General features: G+C 52.7%; 13 protein-coding genes and 1 pseudogene (1 of these 14 running past the window's edge). 11 read left to right on the forward strand and 3 right to left on the reverse strand.

Annotated elements, in window-relative coordinates; translation table 11 throughout:
• Positions 1-19: 19 nt before the first annotated feature.
• Entirely contained in the window at positions 20-4,570 is a 4,551-nt protein-coding gene (gltB, locus tag ACO08I_RS24070) for a glutamate synthase large subunit (RefSeq protein ID WP_421947344.1), read from the reverse strand.
• Positions 4,571-5,090: 520 nt separating this feature from the next.
• Between gltB and ACO08I_RS24075 the strand changes: the two genes are divergently transcribed.
• The 4 genes from ACO08I_RS24075 (at position 5,091) to ACO08I_RS24090 (ending at position 9,302) form a co-directional block, all read left to right on the forward strand.
• Positions 5,091-5,648: an HD domain-containing protein gene (locus tag ACO08I_RS24075; RefSeq protein ID WP_421947345.1), complete on the forward strand. Its 558-nt coding sequence runs from the start codon at positions 5,091-5,093 to the stop codon at positions 5,646-5,648.
• A gap of 10 nt (positions 5,649-5,658) precedes the next feature.
• On the forward strand, positions 5,659-7,494 hold the full coding sequence (locus tag ACO08I_RS24080; RefSeq protein WP_421947346.1) for a pyruvate kinase: 1,836 nt from the start codon (positions 5,659-5,661) through the stop codon (positions 7,492-7,494).
• Between the two features lie 59 nt (positions 7,495-7,553).
• On the forward strand, positions 7,554-8,498 hold the full coding sequence (locus ACO08I_RS24085) for a phytanoyl-CoA dioxygenase family protein (protein ID WP_421947347.1): 945 nt from the start codon (positions 7,554-7,556) through the stop codon (positions 8,496-8,498).
• Positions 8,499-8,570: 72 nt separating this feature from the next.
• Positions 8,571-9,302, forward strand: coding sequence for an esterase family protein (locus ACO08I_RS24090; RefSeq protein WP_282775122.1), 732 nt, complete (start codon positions 8,571-8,573; stop codon positions 9,300-9,302).
• On the opposite strand, the gene ACO08I_RS24095 is transcribed toward ACO08I_RS24090, so the two are convergent.
• Positions 9,281-9,787, reverse strand: a complete 507-nt coding sequence (locus tag ACO08I_RS24095) for an NUDIX hydrolase (protein ID WP_282775120.1) — start codon at positions 9,785-9,787, stop codon at positions 9,281-9,283. The two genes, ACO08I_RS24090 and ACO08I_RS24095, sit on opposite strands and share 22 nt — an antisense overlap.
• A 252-nt stretch (positions 9,788-10,039) precedes the next feature.
• Here ACO08I_RS24095 and ACO08I_RS24100 point away from each other — a divergent pair, with 252 nt between their 5' ends.
• From ACO08I_RS24100 to ACO08I_RS24120, 5 genes and pseudogenes are all read left to right on the forward strand, one after another.
• Positions 10,040-13,030 carry a two-component regulator propeller domain-containing protein gene (locus tag ACO08I_RS24100; protein WP_421947348.1) on the forward strand — a complete coding sequence of 997 codons (2,991 nt, stop codon included), beginning with the start codon at positions 10,040-10,042 and terminating at the stop codon, positions 13,028-13,030.
• Positions 13,011-13,844 (forward strand): LytR/AlgR family response regulator transcription factor, encoded by an 834-nt coding sequence (locus ACO08I_RS24105; protein ID WP_282775116.1) that lies wholly within the window; start codon positions 13,011-13,013, stop codon positions 13,842-13,844. Before ACO08I_RS24100 ends, ACO08I_RS24105 begins: the two co-directional genes overlap by 20 nt.
• 989 nt (positions 13,845-14,833) lie before the next feature.
• Positions 14,834-15,187 (forward strand): annotated as a pseudogene (locus tag ACO08I_RS24110) (hypothetical protein); the annotation flags it as partial.
• A gap of 657 nt (positions 15,188-15,844) precedes the next feature.
• Positions 15,845-18,526, forward strand: a complete 2,682-nt coding sequence (locus ACO08I_RS24115) for a hypothetical protein (protein WP_421949749.1) — start codon at positions 15,845-15,847, stop codon at positions 18,524-18,526.
• A 330-nt stretch (positions 18,527-18,856) separates the two neighbouring features.
• Positions 18,857-19,480 carry a Uma2 family endonuclease gene (locus tag ACO08I_RS24120; protein WP_421947349.1) on the forward strand — a complete coding sequence of 208 codons (624 nt, stop codon included), beginning with the start codon at positions 18,857-18,859 and terminating at the stop codon, positions 19,478-19,480.
• Here the strand turns inward: ACO08I_RS24120 and ACO08I_RS24125 are convergent.
• Positions 19,477-20,847: an MATE family efflux transporter gene (locus tag ACO08I_RS24125; protein WP_421947350.1), complete on the reverse strand. Its 1,371-nt coding sequence runs from the start codon at positions 20,845-20,847 to the stop codon at positions 19,477-19,479. The genes ACO08I_RS24120 and ACO08I_RS24125 overlap by 4 nt on opposite strands.
• Positions 20,848-20,906: 59 nt before the next feature.
• Here ACO08I_RS24125 and ACO08I_RS24130 point away from each other — a divergent pair, with 59 nt between their 5' ends.
• On the forward strand, positions 20,907-22,313 hold the full coding sequence (locus tag ACO08I_RS24130) for a sensor histidine kinase (protein ID WP_421947351.1): 1,407 nt from the start codon (positions 20,907-20,909) through the stop codon (positions 22,311-22,313).
• Between the two features lie 10 nt (positions 22,314-22,323).
• A protein-coding gene (locus ACO08I_RS24135) for an FAD-dependent oxidoreductase (RefSeq protein ID WP_421947352.1) crosses the window boundary here: on the forward strand, positions 22,324-22,649 show its start. Its footprint extends 1,345 nt past the window's final position; 326 of the gene's 1,671 nt are visible here — the first part of the coding sequence; the start codon lies at positions 22,324-22,326; its stop codon lies off the right edge, out of view.

Raw genomic sequence — 22,649 nt, forward strand, 5'->3', positions numbered from 1 at the left:
TTTCAACTCAAAAATCAACTTATACTGCCTTTTTGTCTGCTACTGCCGTTGTGTTCGCAGCGGCTTCAGCAGCGGCTTTCCGGGCTTCGAGTACCCGTTTGTAATCTCGTGGCATGACCTTAGTGAATTGCTGCTGTGCCATTTCCCAGTCTGCCAGTAGGGTGGCTGCCCGAACACTGCCCGTCAGCTTATGGTGTTTGGTAATCAGGGCATGCAGGCGGGACACGTCTTCTGCCTCCATAGGGTCCAGGTCGATCATGCCACGGTTCACGCGTTGTTCGAAGTGGCCATCCGGGTTATAGATATAGGCGATACCTCCGCTCATGCCGGCTGCGAAGTTTTTGCCGGTATCGCCCAGCACGACCACAATGCCCCCGGTCATATACTCGCACCCGTGGTCGCCAATGCCTTCCACTACGGTTTTTACGCCGGAGTTGCGTACCGCAAACCGCTCGCCCGCCATACCATTTATATAGGCTTCTCCGGACGTAGCGCCGTAGAAAGCTACGTTGCCGATGATGATATTGTCACTTGCTGTGAATTTCGCATCCCGGTCGGGCACGGCAATGAGCTGTGCACCGGAAAGGCCTTTTCCAAAGTAGTCGTTCGCTTCGCCCTCCAGGCGGAAGGTCAGGCCGGGCGCTCCAAAAGCCGCAAAACTTTGCCCGGCAGAGCCCCGGAAGTGGAACTGTATGCTATCCTCCGGCAGCCCTTTGCCGCCATGGCGCTTACTGATTTCATTGGAGAGCATGGTACCTGTGGCACGATCGGTATTTCGGATGTCAAAGCTGGCTTCCACCCGGTTGCCCTGATTGATAGCAGCCTGTGCGGTGGCTATCAGCCGGCGGTCCAGTACATAGGCAATGCCGTGATCCTGCTCTACCGCTTTGTGCTGACCAACGTTTTCATCCGCCGGTTCTTTGTAGAGAATAGGGCTGAGGTCCAGCCCGCGGTATTTCCAGTAGGAGGGTTTATTCTTAGCCTTGAGCATTTCCACCTTGCCGACCATCTCGTTGAGTGTACGGAAGCCCAGGCTTGCCATAATCTCCCGCAGGTCTTCAGCCAGAAAGCGGAAGAAATTAATCACGTGCTCCGGCTTGCCGGTAAAGCGCTTCCGAAGCTCCGGGTCCTGTGTGGCAATGCCTACCGGACAGGTATTCATATGGCATTTGCGCATCATGATACAACCTTCTACCACCAGGGCAGCCGTAGCTACGCCCCATTCCTCTGCGCCCAAAAGGGTTGCAATGGCGAGGTCGCGCCCGGTCCGCATCTGCCCGTCCGTCTGAAGGGTCACCCGGTCGCGCAGCTTGTTCTTTACGAGAGTCTGATGCGTTTCCGCCAGCCCCAGCTCCCATGGCAGGCCTGCATGGCGTATGGAGGTTAGCGGGGAAGCTCCGGTACCGCCATCGTGACCGGAAATAAGAATAGCATCGGCATGCGCTTTGGCCACTCCGGAGGCAATGATCCCGACCCCGGCCTTAGAAACCAGTTTTACATTGATCCGGGCCTTTCGGTTGGCATTCTTCAGGTCAAAAATGAGCTGTGCCAAATCCTCAATCGAATAGATATCGTGGTGTGGTGGTGGCGAGATTAATCCCACGCCAGGGGTGGAGTGCCGTACGCGCCCAATCCAGTCGTCCACTTTGTGCCCGGGCAGTTGACCGCCTTCACCGGGCTTTGCGCCCTGTGCCATTTTAATCTGCAGCTCATCCGCATTGGTCAGGTAATGGCTCGTTACGCCAAACCGCCCTGAGGCCACCTGCTTGATGGCGGAACGTTCCCAATCGCCGTTTTCCTTGCGCTCAAAGCGGACCTCGTCCTCACCGCCTTCGCCACTATTGCTCTTAGCGCCAATCCGGTTCATGGCCACCGCCAGCGTGGCGTGGGCTTCATGAGAGATAGAGCCAAAGGACATCGCACCCGTCGCAAACCGGGTCATGATAGACTCTACCGGCTCCACTTCCTTCAGTGGGACCTTCTCCCCCCGGCGAAAGGTAAGCAGCCCGCGTAGGGTAAGTGCCTGTTCCGTTTGATCGTCAATTAACTTTGCGTATTTTTTGTAGGTTTTGTAGTCCCCGGTGCGTGTGGCAAACTGCAGCAGGTGAATAGCCTGAGGACTGAAAAGGTGAGCTTCTCCACGGCGCTTCCATTGGTATACCCCACCCACTTCCAATCTTGGGTTTTGACCACCGTTTTCCGGAAATGCCATACGGTGCCTTACCATGGCTTCTTCCGCAATGCCATCGAAGCCTATGCCCTGAATCCGGGAAATTGAACCCCGGAAGCATTTCTCGACTACTTCTTTATTTAGTCCAAGGACCTCGAAGATTTGTGCTCCCTGATAAGATTGGAGGGTGGAAATGCCAATCTTAGACATGATTTTCAGCAATCCTTTACCAATAGCCTTATTATAGGTATTGATAACCTCGTCCAGCGTCTTGCCGTCCTCAAACACCCCTTTGCCATACAGCTGAGCAATAGAGGCATAGGCCATATATGGATTGATCGCACTGGCCCCGTACCCAATGAGCGTGGCGTAGTGATGCGCCTCACGAACGTCTCCGGCTTCCACTACAATGGAAGTGAGGCTGCGCAGCCCTTTCTGAATCAGATGATGGTGCACGGCACCTGCAGCCAGGAGGGACGGTATTGGAGCCTGATAAGGGCCCGCATTCCGGTCAGACAGAATAAGGATATTGGAACCGTTTCGGACCAGGTCTTCGGCTACCCCGCATACATGGTCGATAGCAGCCTGAAGGAGGCCTTCCTGCTTACCAGCTTTAAATACGATGTCAATTACGCCAGACTTGAAGTCAGGGTGGTTGATGTATTTGACTTTGCTCAGGTCTTCATTGGTCAGCAGAGGGGAATCAAGGTGGATGAACTTAGCCCGGTCTGCATTAATATCCAGAATATTGCTGCTGCCGCCCAGCATCGCATACAGTGACATGACCGAGCGCTCGCGGATGGGATCAATCGGCGGGTTGGTCACTTGTGCAAAGAGTTGCTTGAAGTAATTGGCCAGGTGTTGCGATTGCTTAGATAAAACAGCAAGGGGCGTATCGGCGCCCATTGAGCCCAGCGGGTCTTTCCCTGCCTCTATCATGGGCCCAATGACTACTTTAAGATCCTCTTTTGTGAAACCATGCATTTGCTGATTGCGCAGCAGCGTCGTCTGGTCAAATTCCACTTTGGCAGGCTGCTGAACAGGGAGGTCTTTAAGGCTCACCCGGTTTTGGTCCAGCCATTCCCGATAGGGCAGGCGCTGGCAAATAATATCTTTCAACTCCGTATCCCCAATCACACGGTGCTCGTCCAGGTCCGCAATGAGGATTTTGCCAGGCTGAAGCCGCCCTTTGGTGACCACCTTGCTTTGATCTACCGGCAGGGCACCGGCTTCTGAAGCCACAATAAGCACATTATCTTCGGTCAGGCAATAGCGCGAAGGGCGCAGCCCGTTCCGGTCGAGTGTGGCACCCAGCAGAATCCCATCGGTAAAGCAGATGGAAGCAGGGCCATCCCAGGGCTCCATGATTGTCCGGTTGTACTCATAAAAAGCCCGTTTGTAGTCTTCCATTTGCTCATCGTGCTGCCAGGCCTCAGGGATCATGAGCATCAGCGCATGGGGCAGTGACATACCGCCCAGGACCAAAAACTCCAGCACGTTGTCAAAGTTGGCAGAATCAGAAAGGCTCTCTCCGCAAATAGGCTTTAACTTTTCCAGTTCTTCCTCTGTAAACAGGGTGGATTTTAGCAGACCTTCCTTAGAGGCCCACCAGTTGAGGTTGCCCATGATGGTATTAATCTCACCATTATGGGCAATATACCGGAAAGGCTGAGCCAACTTCCACTTGGGGACCGTATTGGTGGAAAAGCGGCTGTGGATGAGCGCGATAGCAGACTCGCACAGCTCATCGTGCAGATCAGGGAAATAAGGACGGAGCTGATAAGTGGTCAGCTGTCCTTTATAAATAACCGTCTTATAGGAAAAGGAAGCCAGGTAGAACTGATCCCTGGACTGTGGGTAGGTATTATGAATGGTGTGGGTGGAAAACTTGCGCAGCACATAAAGCCTGCGCTCCAGGGCTTTACGCTCCATAGGGGTTTTGGGTGCCACAAAAACCTGCTCCATGCGAGGCTCCACCGATACAGCTGATTCGCCCAGCTCTTCATGATCGGTTGGGATTTTACGGTATCCAAGCAGGTCAAAACCCAGCTCATCGATATAGTCATCAAAAAGGACCCGGCACTGTCTGCGCAGGTTGCGATCAGCAGGGAAGAAGACTACGCCCACACCATATTTCCCGAATTCGGGCAGTTCAAATCCCTGTTCCTTACATTTTTTGGCAAAGAACGCGTGTGGGGTCTGAATAAGAATACCCGCACCATCACCAGTATTCGGCTCACATCCGCAGGCGCCCCGGTGCTCCATATTGGTGAGCATAGTGAGGGCATCTTCAATCACTTTATGTGATTTGATACCGTTAAGGTTAGCGATCAATCCTGTACCGCAAGAATCTTTTTCTAATTCCGGGACATATAGCCCTTTTTGCTGAGGTTCACTCATACGATCAATTGTAAGCGTCAGAAAATAGAGCTGAAATGTGTGGCCACCTCAGCCGGGTCTTGTAAACTTGGAAAGCCAGGTAAATGGGTCTGAAACCGGAGCCAATGGATTTAGCTCCTCCCTGGCTACGTTTTGGTTTGGTTGGCTTGGTAGGGTACAGTCTGTTTTACTATTGGTTTTCTTAAGGGGTTCTCGACTGTCAGCTTCCGAAGATACGGAAAGGGAATAGTGTATTCCTAATATAAAGCCATTAATAGAACGGGATGGCCATTGAAAAAGTTGAAGTAAATACGATTTCAAAATGATGATTTGGTAAGGAAGCCTGCCTTTTGTTAAAGGATGTCAATTCGGTCTTCCGGGATCAGATTTGGCTGAGGGTTGTTTTTTAAAAATAAAATAAGGTCATGCGGGTCTTATTGATACTTGATTTTGTAATGACATAAGTCATGCCTGCGGTTTAATTCTGATCTTCTCTATTCCCGGATAATCCTGCTATCTTAACCAGTCAAAAGCAATAAGTATGTTCGCACTTGCGCTTCCGGAACTTTTAGAGGCCTTGCAATTTGCCGCCATAAAACATCAGTACGACCGCCGCGGAGGCTACGGACGCCTGCCTTACATTAACCACCTGATTAAAGTGACTAATGGGTTGGTGAACCGCTGTGGATTTACCGAAGACACGCTGCTGCTTGCCGCGGTGCTTCATGATATCGTGGAAGATACCGACGTGACGGGGGAGGAACTGGCCGAACGTTTTGGCCATGAAGTTGCTGCCATCGTCCTTGAGCTCACCGATGACATGAGCTTGTCCTATGAGGTACGTAAACAAAGGCAGCTGGAAACCGCTGCTCAGCTGAGCCCTGGCGCCCGGGTCATCCGCCTTGCGGATAAAGCTTCCAATATCGAAGATATTTTTTCTTACCCGCTCGACTGGTCTTTAGACAAAAAAGAGGCTTACCTAAAGAACTCGGAGCAAATTGCTGCGATTATTAAAGGGGAGCACCCACGATTGGACCAGTGGTTTGACCAAACAGCAAAATGGGCCGCTCAGGAATTAGAAAAACAGCGTCAGCAATAAATCCATCCTCATGCTTCAAGATCAACCTAATATCCAATCCATGCTAGAGCAGGTGGAAACCATCGAGCGGGCTGCCCAATCCAAAGAGCTGGAGTACGCTGAGGTGCTGAGCCGCATCCACCCTAACCTGCTGGCTTCCGCCAAAAACCTGATTCATTACCGCACCTTGCGGAGTTTTGATATCCGGGAGCTGCAAAAGCAACTTGGACGCATGGGGCTTTCCCGTTTGGCTAAAGCCGAAGGGCACACCATGGCCAGCCTCTCGGTAACCGCCACCATACTCCGTGCATTGCTCCTGGGCGAATTCGTGGAAAAGGAACGTGTCAATCTCACGATCACCAAGGCGCAGGAAATTGTGCGCACCCATACCCGGAAGCTTTTGGGCTACCGCACCGAAGGGCGGCGTACCCGCATTATGGTAACCTTACCCGGTGAGGCTGCCGAACAGCCGGAGCTGGTCTATGAGATGGTACAGAAAGGCATGAACTGTGCCCGGATCAACTGCGCCCACGACGGGCCCGAAGCCTGGAAGAAGATGATTGCGAATGTACGCACGGCCTCCCGCGCGCTTGGCGTCCACTGTCAGGTCGCTATGGACCTTGCCGGCCCTAAAATCCGTACCGGTGAATTGCAACCCGGCCTAAAGGTGCGCCGCTTTAAAACCCCTAAGGATAGCCTTGGCCGGGTCAAGCAACCGGTGGAAGTATGGATCGCCCCGGCTCCGCACCCCACCAAGCCTTATCCACACTTGCCCTTGTCTTCCGTGGAGCTCAAAAAAATGAAACCCGGCGACAAGCTGCACTGTCGGGACACCCGCCACAAAAAGCGTCAGTTTAGGGTTACGAAGGTCCTCGATGACGGCTGTCTTGCCGAAGCCTACCGTACCGTTTACCTGGGGGAGGGCAGTCAGCTCTTTACCGATAAGAAACTTAAATCGCGTCCGCTGACGGTAGGGGTACTGCCGCCATTGGAAGCCCCCATTTTGCTGACCACAGGCGATACCCTGCGCATTCATCGTTCCAACGAGTTGGGGGAGTCTGCCAAATACGATGACAATGGGCAGCTCACAGATGTCGCCCACATCTCCTGTACTTCTGAGGAGGTTTTCGAGCAGGTGAAAGTTGGTGAACCCATACTTTTCGACGATGGACAGATCGAAGGCGTTATCCGCAAAGTAAAAGACGGAGAATTGTACGTCGAAATCCTCCACACCAAAGAAGGCGGCGGCAAACTCAGGGCCGATAAGGGCATCAATTTTCCCGACAGCAATTTAAGCATCCGTGGCCTGACTACAAAAGACCGCAAAGACCTGCCCTTCGTAGCCGAACACGCAGATGTGGTCAACTTATCTTTTGTCAACAGCCCCCAGGACGTGCGCGATTTGATTGACGAGCTCAGCCAACTCGGCGCAGCCAACCGCATTGGCATCATCCTGAAAATCGAAACCCAGGCCGGCTTTGACAACCTCGTTGACATCTTGTTAGAAGGCATGGCTGTTTACCCCATCGGTGTGATGATTGCCCGGGGAGACCTGGCCATCGAGGCCGGTTGGGACCAAATCGGCCGGGTACAGGAAGAGATTATGTCGCTCTGCCAGGCGGCCCACCTGCCAGACATTTGGGCTACACAGGTACTGGAAAACCTCGCCAAGAAAGGCATCCCCAGCCGGGCCGAAATAACGGATGCCGTAATGGCACAGCGGGCAGAATGCGTCATGCTCAACAAAGGCGCCTACATCACTCAGGCTATCGGCCTGCTGGATTCCATTCTCCGCAGTATGGGGCCGTACCAGGAAAAGAATGCACCCATGCTCCCCGCTATGGAAGGGGCGAAGCGGAGGAAGTAGCCTTTGTATGTTGGGCATTCCCGCCGATTACCGTTATCTTGCCGCCAAACCGGAATGGCATGATCGGATGGATACGGCAATACAAGTGGACTTACGCCCTTTACAACTACTTTCAGCAGGCCCGCTTAGGGCACCTCAATGCCCTGTACTCCAGGTACGGATTGGACAAACGTTACTACGAGCCCATCAGCAGTGCTGATTTTGACCATCTGCCGGGCGCCCGGAAAGAAAGCATTGAGCCGGATATTGCCGGCTTGAAGGCAGACGCCCTGTTTTCTATCCTCAATCCTGCCACTCAGGAAAGCTTGCTGGCCTACCCTGAGGAAGGCTACGCGGTGCTTAAAGGCTGGCTGCGCCCCGATGAAGTAGGCCTGGCCAACGCTGAGGTGCAGCGCCTGTTGGACGATCAGTCCCTGCGCTTTCGATACAGCAACAAAAAGCTGATGTTTGCCATCCACCACAGCGATTTCCTGAGGCGTATTGGCGAGCACCCCCACCTGCAGGCCATTCTCAACTACCTCATTGATGGGGAAGCCCGGCTTTTCCAAAGCATCAACTTCGTGCATGAGGGCAGCGAGCAAAAGACCCATTCTGACTCTGTCCACATGACGACCTATCCACTCGGCGGCCTGCTGGGCGTATGGATTGCCCTCGAAGACATGACGCCAGACAACGGCCCCCTGCATTATTATCCCGGCAGCCACAAACTACCCTACCTGCTCAACGACGCCTATGGTAATGAAGGCAACCGCTGGAAAATTGGCGATCAGCCTTACTCCGCCTACGAGCAGATGATGGAAAAAAAGGTTAAGGAGTGGGGACTGGAAAAGCGTATCTTCGAAGCGCAGGCCGGCGATGTACTGATCTGGCACGCCAACCTGCTGCACGGCGGTGAGCCCCATCGCGATAAAAGCCAGCCCCGCAAAAGTATGGTCCTGCATTACTTTAAGGAAGGCTACATCTGCTACCACGAGGTGACGCAGCGGCCGGCACTGATGAAGTAGGGACTCCCTCCAGACTTTATGGGCTTAATTATCGTCTAATCTGCTATCTTTGCGCGAAATTAAAAACCAACGATGAACAGAGACATCCATTCCTGGCACAGCCCCCGCCTCAACAAACAAATGGAAGTAGCCGTCTACGGGCACTACGGCTTTGCCCTGCTCCTTTTGCCAACGGCCGCTGCCGACTACCTGGAGTACGAGCGCTTCCACCTGATTGACGCCATTGCAGGGCCCATCAACGCGGGCAAAGTGAAGGTGTTTTCCATCAACAGCATCAATGCAGAGAGCTGGCTCAATCCCAATATGCACCCCCGCCACAAAGCGATCCGGCATCAGCAGTTCAATGAGTATGTCTTTGAGGAAGTCGTGCCATTCATCAAAAGCATGACGAGCGAAGACACCCCCATCATCACCTGCGGGGCTTCTTTAGGGGCTTTGCACTCCGTCAACCTGTTCTTCCGCCGGCCAGACCTCTTCAGCGGTGTCATCGGTATGAGTGGCGATTACGATCTGAGCACCTACACCAAAGGGTACCACGATCAGGATGTGTATTTCAACTCGCCGGTACAGTACCTGCCCAATATGGAGGACCACGGCCTGCTGACGCAAATTCGCCGCAGCAACCACATTCATATTGTTACCGGTCAGGGCGATTGGGAAAACCCGGATGCCTCCCGCCGCTTTTCTGCCATCCTGCACGCCAAGGGCATCGACCATGAGCTTGACGTCTGGGGCCCGGATATGCCGCACGACTGGCCGACCTGGCGCAAAATGCTGCCGTACTACCTGGAATCCCGGTTCTGAGGAAAGACCACCTTACCGGAAATTTCCTCCCGCATTTCCAGCAGGTTGAGTTCTGCGTCGTACAGGGCGTCAAGCGCAAACGGCTGCCCGCTCAGCAGGTATTCATAAATCTGCCAGTCCGTGGGAGGGGTAGGGACATCAAGCAAACCACTGCGCGGAATCCAATGCAGGGTGCCTTCGTCACAGGGCGGCGGCGGCACCCACTCGATAGCTGCGATGAAAATAAAACACAGCCAGTTGTAATGAACCGGTGAGGTTTCTGTGAGCACTCCGCCGTAGGTCAGTTGCTCCCGCGTCAGTTGAATACCGGTTTCTTCGGCCGTCTCTCGCACTGCGGTATCAATGGGCCGTTCGTAGGGCTCTACCTTCCCGCCCACGGGCACGTACATGCCGGCATTGGGCATTTTATTCCGTTCGAGCAATAAAAACGCGTCTTCGTGGCGGAGCACCACCATGGTAGCGATGCGTTTGAGGCCTTCCTGCATGGTGTTTTTTTACAAAGATAGAAGAAGCAGTGGAGGATTGGGAAAGGCTTTGCGGCTCCATAATTTGGGGATCACAATTCGTAACATTCCATAGGCTTTCCAGTGGAGCACTCTACTTGACTGATAGAGTTAGATGGGAGGATTTAGGAGAGGGCTTCTTTTTGCCGCACTACAAAGTTAGTTTTTCGAGCCAATCTCGCAATGTTGTTTTAGAAAATCCTATATTAGCCTTATAGAACTAACCCCAAACAAGTGAAAAACTACTACCTGTTCGCAGTTGCCGCGCTGCTGGCCTGGTATGATGCCGCCGGGCAAAAACTTCCCGTAAATCATTTCACTGTGCATGATGGCTTGGTGCAGCAGCAGGTGCTGGGACTGTTCCAGGATAGCCGGGGCTATATCTGGGCGGGTACTAAAAGCGGCATCAGCAAATTTAACGGTGCCACCTTTGAAAACTACTTCCTTGAAGAAGGGGTGCCAGCCACCAATATCTTTGCTTTTGATGAAGATAAAGCCGGGCGTCTCTGGGCCGCTTCCGGAGCAGGCCTGCTGGTTTTTGACGGGCAAACCTGGGAATACTTTCCCCGGCTATTGCGAAAAAACCAACCTGTAGCCTGCCTGGACGACGGGAGTGTGCTGACCATTGATGCAGATGGCAAAATACTGTTGTTTAAAAGGGGTAAATATGAATTCGTTGTCGAGGGGCAGCCAGAAATCAAAGACGTTTCCATGTCTGGTTTCCTGCCTCAGCCCACCCTTGAGGGCACACTGTTTTTCTCAGACCACAACGCCTGGCGGTATAGCGAAGGGCAATTCCATTTGGCACATCAGTTTGATGGGACGCCCTATGGGGTAAATTACGCTGGAAGGCTTAGTTTTTTGGAAAAGAGGGATAGCCTGACAAATGTTTATGGCGCTGATGTAAGGGACACGGTCCTAAAGAATGTGCCTCTAAGGGCAACCCGTCAACTGATGACCAAGTCAGGGGATGTTTATTTGGGAGACTGGAAACAATTGGTACGGATATCTAAGGATGGAGCCCCTGAAACTTTACTTTCAGGAGTAATGGTGAATGCTTTACTGGAAGACAGAGATGGCCATATTTGGATCGGCACCGAAAACGGCATATTCCAGTACTTTCCTCATGGGTTTTTCTACTATGGGAATGAGGAACTGCCGCTGCCCTGGGGTATTTTACAAGATGATGAATACCGCTATTGGTCGCCCAACTACAATCATGGATTGTATGCTTTCGAGATGGGTGGACCTGCCGAAAAAGTGCCAATTGAGCTGACCGATGATGAAGGTGGTGCTATTTCCACGGAAAGTATGTATTTCAGCCCCTCTCAGGATCGGGACGGGCATCTGTATTTTGCGTTCAGCCACGGTGTGATCCGTTATCGGGATGGTGTATTCGACCACTACATTAAGCCGGCAGACTACCTGTTGCAGGAGAAGGAAAGCAGTGCCATCTTGGGTACATACTACGATACTGTAGGGCAGTGCCTGCTGGCCGGGGCTACGAATGGCCGCCTCCTTCTAAAGAAAGAAGAGGGGCCCGTAAAACTCATACAAGCCGATAGCGGCGCACATGCCCGCAAATTTGTTGTTTCCATCTGCCGCAGCCCCGATGGCTACTACTGGTGGGGTTCCTCAGCCGGGCTGGCACGTATGCATATTCAAACGGGAGAGATTGATATATATGAAAAACGGGCTCCTCAGCGTGGGGCTATATCCTTGAGTATCGCAGCAGACAGTGTGCTGTGGGTGGGTAGCAAAGAAGGGCTGATGTATTACAATGCGGCAACAGACAGCCTGATAGCCTTTCGGCCTGATATTTTTCAGGTTTGGGTCATGGACATCACCTTTACGCCCAACGGCCTGATGCTGATTGCCGAGCAAAACGAGATCAAGGTAGTGGACTGGGCGCACTACAAAGCCACCGGACAGCTCCGGATAAAAAACTACAACTATAGATATGGCTTTTTTGGCCTGGAATCAGGTCAAAGCAGCTGTTACCTGGACCGCGAGAACCGTTATTGGGTGCCGGCAGGGAATGGTGCCTATTTCATTGATGTAGACGCGATCAGTTTTGATCAGCCCCCGGCGCAGGTACGGATATTCCGCATCAATGGAAGCCCTATTGGGTTTTTATCGGATGAATTCATCGCCTTGCCCTACGGTGTCAATGAAGCCACCCTGCAGTTTGAGCCCATTGGTTTTGCTTCTACCCTTCGCCACCAATACAGTTACCGCTTGCTGGAACGCGATACCAATTGGAGTGCCTGGCAGGAGGAGCCCTTTGCCCACTTTGCCAATCTTACCTCCGGCGACTACACCTTTGAGGTGCGCCTGCGCATTGCAGATACCCGCCACGCTACGGTAGATGTATTGCACTTCTCTGTGAGTCAGCCTTTTTACAAGGCGCCCGGTTTCTATTATCAGGCAGCGTGGGCAGGGCTCGTACTAAGTGGGCTGCTTATGTTGCTTTCGATCGGTATTTACCGGTATTTCCGTAAAAATCAAAAGGCACAATTGGCCCTGCGGGAGAAAGAGCAGCAACTGACTTTTTACCAGGTACATACCCTGCAGGCGCAGCTCAACCCCCACTTCATCAACAATACGCTGACGGCCATGCAACACTTTTCAAAGCAAGGCGACCCCGATGCCCTGGACCAGCAAATTCAACGGTTAGCGAAATTAATGGGCCATTTTATGGAATCCAGCCTTTCTGCTGATCTAAATAGTAGCGTGAAGGCGGACAATACCGTACGCCTTACCGAGGAAGTGGAACTCCTGACCCACTACATGGAGTTAATGCAGGTTTTGCACCCCGGGCTTTTCACCTTTGAGATTGCCTTGCCCAAAGCAGTACCTGTAAGTGAGATATCCCTTCCGCCAATGCTGCTGCAACCCTTTGTGGAAAACGCCATAGAGCATGGTTTCCGGCTGGGTAAAAATAATGGGCATCTGTTGCTCCACTTTGAAATGGAAGGTCAGGCATTATATTGCCGGATCATGGATGACGGTATTGGCCGGCAGGCGGCATCTGAGTTGCAAGCCTCTTCCATGGGGAGTTTTAAGTCGAGAGGGACCGCCCTGGTCTACGAGCGCATCCGCCTGCTCAACAACATGGGGCAGCACATTGAATTAGATATTACCGACCGCCCCGGTGGCGGCACAATAGTACAATTAACGATACAAACCAACAGAACAACAGCTTATGACCGCCGCAATTATTGAAGACAGTTTGCCTGTGGCCGAATTGCTGCAGCACCACTTACGAGAATCCTTTCCGGACATGAAAATCGCCGGGATAGCGGACTGCCTGCCCGATGCCGTGGAGCTGATCCGGGAGGTCCGGCCTGACCTGCTTTTTCTGGATATACAGATTAAGCAGGGCACCTCTTTTAGCCTTTTAAACACCCTGGAGTCACAGCGCCTGCTCAATGCCCACCTGATTTTCGTGACCGGGCACGGGAGCAAGGAGAATGTCCAACGTGCAATGAGGTATGCCGCCCTTGATTTTATCGAGAAACCCATCAATCCTGATGAGCTGCGCAGCGCTGTAGAGCGGGCCTGCCGAAAGGACCAGGATCAGCAGGCGATCATCGAAAAACTCGGCCTCATGATGGAATTGCTGGAACGCCGGGGGCAACGGCTTCGGCCAGTGATGTCGGTGCCTTTACTCCATGGCGATATGGAGATTGTCCACAAAGGAAAAGTAGTCTACATAGAATCCAAAGGGCCCGCCACTATCGTACATTTGGAGGATGGGCAACGATTAGCATCGTCCCAAAACCTGAAATACTACGAACACTTACTAAGTGGAGAAGGTGGCTTTCATCGGATCAGCCCAACCCACCTGGTTAACGAACTACACATACAGCGCTATACCTCAGGTGAGAAATACCTCATTTTGAGAAATGGTGAGCAGCTTCAGGCTTCCCGCCGCCGGGGCGCTGATTTTTACCGGGACGTGAGCGGGGCGCTGACTTCGGACAGGCCTAGCTTAAAACGGTTGATAGACAAAATCCAGCATATGCTGCGCCGGTAATGAGGTGGGGGTAAAATGCTTGGGGAGGGCTCTTGGAAATTCGTGCAAATCCGCGCAATCAGTCTAATCCGTGTTCCAACCCGCCACGCACGATAATAGTACACTGATGCCGCTGATCTGCCCAACGAGACCCGCCCCGCTGGATGGCCCGCCCGGAAATCAGTGCAAATCTGCGTAATCAGTCTAATCCGTGTTCCAACCCGCCACGCACGATAATAGTACACTGATGACGCTGATCTGACTGATCACACTGATCTGCTCAACGAGACCCGCCCCGCTGGAGGACCTTCCCGGAATCAGTGCAAATCTGCGCAATCCCTACAATCTGTGTTCCCAACCCCCCTCCTAATTTGACCACTTAATCTGACCATCGACCACTCATACCCAATATCGACCACTCCTGTTTTTTCCCTTTGCCCGCACTGTAGGCTATCTTATTTTTATACCCGCTTACACCCTGCTATATCCCGGGGAAACCAATTGATACCCGCTGCGCCGCAGCACTCCCAACCACACCCGATTGTCCGGTCCTTTTTTGGAATTGACTATGGCACACTTGCACAGGCAGGTGGTGCTCCAGTCAGTTCGTGCCTGTTTAAACCAAACTTTATATAATCATGAATCAAACTTTACCCGGAAAATCAAATGGACGGTCGGCTGCTAGCTGCTCTACGCTGGTCTCTCATCAAAATTATTACGGAGAAGTACCGGCAAGTGTTTTTACAATTTCGTTATTAGCCCATGCTACTTATCGTGCAAACCTGAGCTGTAGTTTGCTTAAACCTCTTTTGTTAATTTACATACTTTTTTTGGTCGGGTCACCTTTGGCATTAGCAGGAATGAATACTTTGCCCCAGCCTGACATTCACGATAAAACAGTCGCTACAACCAATAGTTCCTGCCGACAGAATGACTCTTTGTCCCTGGTCGCCTTCTATAATGCTACTAACGGTCCCAATTGGATCAGTTCCTGGGATCTGAATCAGCCGATGGATACCTGGTATGGTGTGACCATTAGTGCAGAGGGTTGTGTCACCTGTTTGGATCTTGATGGAGAAAATGACTGCAATTATTCTCACGCGAAAGGAGGTAACGGTCTGCTGGGGCCAATCCCTCCCGAAATTGGCTCCTTATTTAATCTGACCGAGCTACATCTATCTTGGAATCAGCTAAATGGAAATATCCCGGAGGAAATTGGACAACTCACCCAATTAGAAGACCTGCATTTGCGCGTAAACGAACTGAGTGGGCCGATCCCCTTCCAATTGGGAAGTCTGACTCAGTTACACACTCTCAACCTGGCCAATAATCAGTTGACGGGAAGCATTCCAGGGATACTCGGTAATTTGGCAGGTCTTCGAAATCTCTATCTGTTTGACAACCAATTGACTGGTAGTATTCCATTCACACTTGGAAACCTGAGTCAACTTTACGATCTATGGTTAGGGGACAACCAATTGACGGGTTCTATCCCACCTGAATTGGGTACCTTGACTCAGGTATTCCGTTTTTACCTTCACGATAATCAGTTAAGCGGCTCTATTCCCCCGGAGTTGGGAGGCTTAAGCGGGGTTCGTTTTCTCTACCTAGAGAATAACCAACTAAGCGGCTCGATCCCACCTGAATTGGTTAATCTGAGCAATATGAGGGGATTACAGCTACATTCCAATCAATTGAGCGGCGCCATCCCTCCGGAATTAGGGAACCTGAACCTTGGGACGCTAACCTTGAGTGAAAATCAATTAAGCGGTTCGATACCACAGGAGTTGGCCAACCTAAGTGGGTTGGGGACTTTATGGCTAGATAACAATCAATTAAGCGGCCCTATTCCTATGGAATTGGGGAATTTGACCCAATTGAGAACCCTGACGTTGCAAAACAACCAGTTAAGTGGCCCTATTCCTGCTGAGTTTGGTAATTTTTCTGAACTATGGTATTTACATCTCGCAAACAATGAGTTGACTGGTCCCATACCGCCAGAATTAGGTAGTTTGGATAATATGTGGCACTTAGCCTTAAATGATAACGAGCTATCAGGGCCGATCCCCGAAGAAATAGGTGCCCTTGCCAGCCTGACCAACCTTTACGTTCAGAATAACCAGCTTTCCGGTTGTTTTCCAAGTGAACTAAACGATCTTTGTGGCGACATTGTGGATTTTTCCAACAACCCCGGTCTGCCCGGCGGCGGCGATTTCCAGGCTTTCTGTAATACCGGGGCCGGCGCGTGTACCGCCCCGCCCGCCTGCACGAGCCTGAGCAGCCCGCTCAACGGCGCCATCGATGTGTCCGTTGACGCCGACCTGAGTTGGACCGCCGTGCCGGACGCTACCGGTTACCGCCTGAGTATGGGTACCACTTCAGGAGGTGTCGATATTCTCGATGATGTCGATGTGGGCAATGTGACTACCTACGATCCCGGTATGCTGCCGTATGGGGCGACGATCTACGTGACCCTTACTCCTTATAACGCTGGTGGAGACGCGACTGGCTGTACGGAGGAATCTTTCACGACTGAAGCAGCCCCCATCCCCGGCTGCACCGACCCTACCGCCCACAACTACAACCCGGCTGCCAATCAGGACGATGGCTCCTGCGAGACCTGCAGCGACGGTATTCAGAATGGCGATGAAACAGGAGTTGACTGCGGTGGGCTGCTGTGCGGGCCATGCTCAGTTGCCAATGATGAATGCGGACAGGCTATTGCCCTGCCCGTTTACCCACAAGGCAATTGCGTTTATGCAGACTATACTACTGTCAATGCCACCAATTCGGGTGTGAGCCCCGGCTGTGGGAACAACTCCTGGTCGGATGATGATGTATGGTTTGTCGTCAATAGCGGTGTTGGGGGATGGCCGGGCGGCATCAATGTGACGGTCAATTTCCAAAATAATAATGGCTCTGGTATAGCCATCCATACCGGTAGCTGTGGTAGCCTCACTCCTGTTGCCTGTGATCAGACGGTCTCGGTTCCGGAATTAGGGTACCCGGCCTCTATACCACCCAATACGGATATATTTATTCAGGTCTGGACTTATGGCAATGGGCCACAGTTCTGGTCTGACTTCGAAATTTGTGTGGAAGCACTACCCACGATCCCCGGCTGCACCGACCCCACCGCCCACAACTACAACCCGGCCGCCAATCAGGACGATGGCTCCTGCGAGACCTGCAGCGATGGCATTCAGAATGGCGATGAGACCGGCGTGGACTGTGGTGGCTTGCTGTGTGGGCCATGCCCGATTGACCCGCCTTCCATCACCGCATTTACAGAGGGGGCCATCCTGGACAACGGCTGCTCCAATGAGGGCCGCCCTGAAGAAGGCATCACCATCCCACTGGCGTGGACTGCTGTTGAGGGGGCGGATTTGTATAACGTGGTATTGACTGTTACAGGGGCATCTGTGCCTTTGCTCAATAGCAATACGGTGTTAACGAGTAGCGTTTATGAATGTACGGCCTGTTTTACTAACGCCGCTTCCGTTGGCGTAAAGGTACGTGCACGGGTCAACGGCATTTGGACCGAATTTTCCCCTACCGTGACTGGTAGTTATGAGCCCGTAAATACCGACTGCCCGGACTGCGTCCCTACCGTTGGCTGCAGCAACATCACCGCCGAGCTGGACCCCGATGGCAACCTCTTCCTTACGCCCGGCATGATAGACGATGGCACCTCGGAGGCTTGTGGCACTGGCATGCTCAGCCTGGATCAGGAGTACTTTAACTGCGATGACCTCGGCATTCAGGCCGTAACCCTCACCGCTACTGATGGGGTGGGCGGCAGCGCGAGCTGTACCGCTCAGGTGACGATCGTACCGGGCACAGACCTGCCGGCCGGCTGGTCCGCCACAGACATAGGTGACCCGGGCAGCGGCTCCGACTATGCCTACAACCCCTGCATTGCCCCAAGAGGGGTGTTTGACATCAGCACAGGTGGGTATAATCTCTTCCCAGGCAATGCCGATGAAGCCGCTTACGTACACCGCCCGCTTTGTGGCAATGGGGGCATACAGGCGGATATCGAAGCCGTCACCAATGGCTATGCGGGCATCATGATCCGTGAAAGCAGCGCCCCCGGCAGTAAGATGACAGCTATATACTCCAATTTGGGTAACCTGCTGCGCCGGGAGACCCGCTACCTAACCGGAGGCAATAAGTCATCAGGCAGCTCCTTCGCTCCATTTGCCACCCGCTTGCGCCTGGTCCGTCAGGGAGACTGGATTCGTGGCTTCTACCGTACACCGAATAGCAGTAGCTGGCAGCTCTTCCATCAAGTCTACCTGCCGATGAACCAATGCGTGGAAATGGGGCTGGCGGTCTTTACTACAGACCCCAACGGCCAGGGCTCAGCTACCTTCGGGCGGGTCAACTGGCTGTCGTCCGGCGGCGGCAACCTTTCCATGCCAGACCTGGACATCGCAACCGGGGAGCAGCTGCCGGAGCCCCGCTTGTTCCCCAACCCAACGGGCGGGCCATTTACCTTGTCCTTCGGGGAGGCACTTCAGGCGCCGGCCACCGTTGTCCTGCGCAACCCGGTAGGGCAGGCACTGGAGCAGCGTGTCCTTCAGACGGGCACGGTACAAACCGAGTGGGGCCTGCACAACCACCCCGATGGCCTCTACCTGCTGGAGATCCGCCGGGAAGGTCAGGCACCAAGCATCCTGCGCCTCCTCAAAACGAAGTAAACACCGTTGATATACGCAATACGAAGTGGTCACCGACGATAAATGTCGGGTCACTATCCAGACATTCATCGTCTGGGATCTTGGATTTGCGACATCGGCCACTGACGAAGCATAGCTTGTCACGGCAAGCGCAAGCCACTTCCCAGCGTAAATGCTGACCCTCCTGCCTTTAAGGTGGTCAAAGCCCAAAGGCGGCAAGACACGGGCAAGCATTGAGTAGGTTTGCTGTGGCAAACCACTCAATCGTCAGTATAAAATTAGGTGAGACCGGCGTCGGGCAGTGTTCCGGCGCCGGTTGTTTTTTTGAGTGGAAAGTGTTATTTTTAGATTATGAGCACAGCCGTATCCATTCCACTGTCATTGTCTGATCGTCTAAAGTTAGGCCCGGAATTGCACCGGTTCTCTGCTGATTACGCTACTTTCATCGACGTTCTGCAACAGGTCGAGTATCCGGTCGAATTTGAAGATGGCTCAATCATTATTATGAGTATAGCATCTGACCACCACGAGCAACTCGTTGCTAATCTCCTTGGTGTACTTTTTGTTTGCTTAAAGGGGAATACCGAATACCGGAGGTACGGCAGTAATCGGCATGTGTTTATGGAGCATCAAGTGAAAGCTTATGCACCTGATGTCTCCGTCGTACATGGAATACCTTCCATCCATGAATATGCTCCGGGAAAGACTGCCCATACTAACCCCTGGATGGTAGCAGAGGTGATTTCTCCATCAAGCCGTAACCGTGACTTCGGGGAAAAGTTACAGGGATACAAATCTATCGCCTCCCTGCAGTTCATAATTTACCTGGAGCAGGACCGCCCCTTTGTGACCCTTTTTGAGCGAATGCCTGGTACGGATCGATGGAAAAGTACCGATTTCAATGACTCAAGCCAATCTTTCCAGATGGGAGATTTTGAGTTGGTAATGTCAGACCTGTATCAGGGGCTGCTCTAATCTCCGCCGGATGCCTGAGCTGCTTCAACTTCATACGGTGCCTTCCTCCCCAACTCATACCGCAAATACCCATATGTAACCGCCACGGCCAGCACATCCGATACAGGGAAGGCATACCATACCCCATCCAAACCGAAAAACCGGGGCAGAATGAGCACAAAAGGAATGAGGAAAAACCCCTGCTTCGTTAGTGTGAGTATTAATGCCGGCCAGGCTTTCCCAATCGCCTGGAAGTAGGCAGAACTCACCAACTGCGCTGTAATCAGCGGCACCGCCAGAAAACTGAGCATCAGCGCCCGGGGCGTTTGGCTGATCAGCTCCGGGTCATTGGTAAAAATGGACACGATAGAGTCTGCAAAAAACAGAATCCCCGCAAACAATCCCAGGGAAATCACTGTGCCACTCCGAATAGAGTAATTGATAATGCTGCGGACCCGCTCCAGCTTGCCCGCTCCGAAATTGTACCCCACAATCGGCATAAACCCCTGCGTGATACCAAGCACCGGGAAATTCGCAAACATCATCACCCGGTTGATAATGCCGTACATGGCCACTGCCACTTCATTGCCATACTGGAAAAGCGTACGGTTGAGCACAATGGTCAGCAGGCTAATCGTGCCCTGCCGGGCTAAAGTGACAATACCAATACTGAAGATATCCCGCACAAGTCTTCGGTCAAGCGCCATGCTGCTCCGGTACAACGTTAGCTCTGACCTTCCCGAAAGGAAAAACCATAGCGTGAACCCGCCACTCGCATAATAGGACAGGGTGGTGGCCCATGCTGCCCCTTCAATGCCCCAGTCCAGCCACACAATGAAAATCGGATCCAGAATCAGATTCGCCACAGCCGGCACCATCATCGTAAACATCGCCATATTCGGCGCTCCTTCCGCCCGCATCACATTATTGCCCATCATGGCAAAGGCCAGACCGGGCACACTAAGCAGCACAATTGTAAAATAGGATTTAGCCGGTTCCATAATATCGCCCTGCGCACCAAAGAGCTCTAACACCGGCGTGAGGAAAAACGATAGCCCCAAACCCAGCACGACCACCAGCAATAGCGTCAGGGTGACCATATTACCAAATACCTTGCAGGCCTTATCATGATCATCGCCGCCCAGCGCCCGCGAAATAATCGAACTGCCTCCCACGCCAATCGCCATCCCCATACTGGAAATCAGGAACATAATGGGCATCACCACCGTAATGGCCGCAATGCCCAGTGTGCCTACCCATAACCCAACGAAGATCGTATCCACAATCGAGTAAATGGACATCACAAGCATACCCACGGAAGCCGGGACTGCCATTTTCCGCAACAGCGGGCCGATGGGCTTCTCGCCCAGTTCTTTTGACTGGCTCATAGGGTGCAACCATTTTTGTGGTCGCAATGTACCTATAATTAGTACAACCTTACAACCTAATGCCCATAGCACCCAAGCCTGAAGACCTGCTCCAGCAAATCCAGGCCTTCGATACTTTCTCCGAAATACCTCCGGAAGCCCTGCAGTGGATGATTGATGCCTCCGATTATCACCTCTATAAAAAAGGCGAAGCCCTGTTCCGCCCCGGTGATGCCGTAGATCATATGCAGGTTATTGTCAGCGGGCAGTATGTCATCCGTGCCACACGCGGTGGACAAACTTTAGAACTGGGCGTTTTTGAAACCGGCTATATCACCGGAGTCCTGCCCTTCTCCCGTATGACCCATGCCCAGGCAGAGGGCATTGCCCTGCAACCAACTTACACGCTGGAACTCCACCGGCAGCACTTTACAGAAATGGTCAACCGAAGCTACGCCCTTACGCAGGCACTCGTTGCCCGAATGAGCGACCGGGTGCGGGACTTCACCTCCCAGCGCTTTCAGGCCGAAAAACTCATGGCTTTGGGGAAACTCTCCGCAGGACTGGCCCACGAATTGAATAACCCGGCCTCTGCTATGGTTCGCAATGCGCAGGAACTATACCAAAAAGTACATTCCACGCCGGAAAAATTCAAGGCGATCATGACGATGGGCATTTCCCCTGAGCAGACCGATCAGATCAACGCTATTCTGTTTGGGAAAATCCAGGAAGCCCCTTCCTTGTCCCTCAGCCTCATGGAGCGGGAAGAACGCCTGGATGATATGCTCGATTGGCTGGAAGACCACGATATTGAAGGCGCTGAAGACATTTCCGAAACCTTCGCCGATTTTGGTATGACCGCAGAAGAGTTGTCTGGGATCGAAAAGATCGTAGGCGGGCATCCCCTGCCTTCTATCCTTTGGTGGATGGAAAGTACCTTCAGCTTGGAACGCCTCGTAGAGGAAATCAACGAAGCCTCTAACCGAATTTCCAGCCTGGTGCGCTCCATTAAAGACTACTCGCACATGGACCGGGGCCTTGCCCTCGAACCTGTGGATGTCCACGAAGGCCTGAAAAGTACCCTCACCATGCTCCGGCATCAACTCAAAGGCAAGCAAATCGAACTGGTCCAAGACTTCTGCCAGTCGGCGCCTGCGGTACAGGGCTTTGCCGGTGAGCTCAACCAGATTTGGACCAACCTCATCGTCAATGCCGTTGATGCCATGCCACCCGGTGGCCGGCTGATTGTCCGCACTTACCCTGACCGTGAGTATGTCTGTGTAGACATCGAAGACAACGGCAGCGGCATCCCCGAAGAAGACCAAACCCGGATTTTCGAACCTTTTTTCACCACCAAACCTATGGGGGAGGGGACCGGAATGGGGCTCGATATCGTCAAAAAAATAGTAGACCGCCACAAAGGCAAGATTACCCTGGATTCAAAACCCGGGCGCACCGTTTTTACCCTTTGTTTCCCCACCGCTTAAACTTACACGAATGGCCAACAACAGCAAACCCATAATCTTTTCCGTTGATGATGACCCGCAGGTACTGCGCTCACTGAAGCGCGACCTCCGCAATGCTTATAAGGAAGACTATCGCATCATCAGCACGGAAAGCGCTAACGAAGGGCTGGAGGCGCTGGACGCATTAAAGAAAAAGGGAGAAGAAGTCGCCCTGTTCATTTCTGATCAGCGGATGCCGGAAATGCTGGGGGTGGAATTTCTGGAACGTGCCCGGCCATTATACCCGGAAGCCAAGCGGGTGCTGCTCACCGCCTATTCCGATACAGACGCAGCCATCAAAGCCATCAACGATGTACA

The sequence above is a fragment of the Phaeodactylibacter xiamenensis genome (assembly GCF_965229835.1).
Taxonomy (GTDB): Bacteria; Bacteroidota; Bacteroidia; order Chitinophagales; family Saprospiraceae; genus Phaeodactylibacter; species Phaeodactylibacter xiamenensis.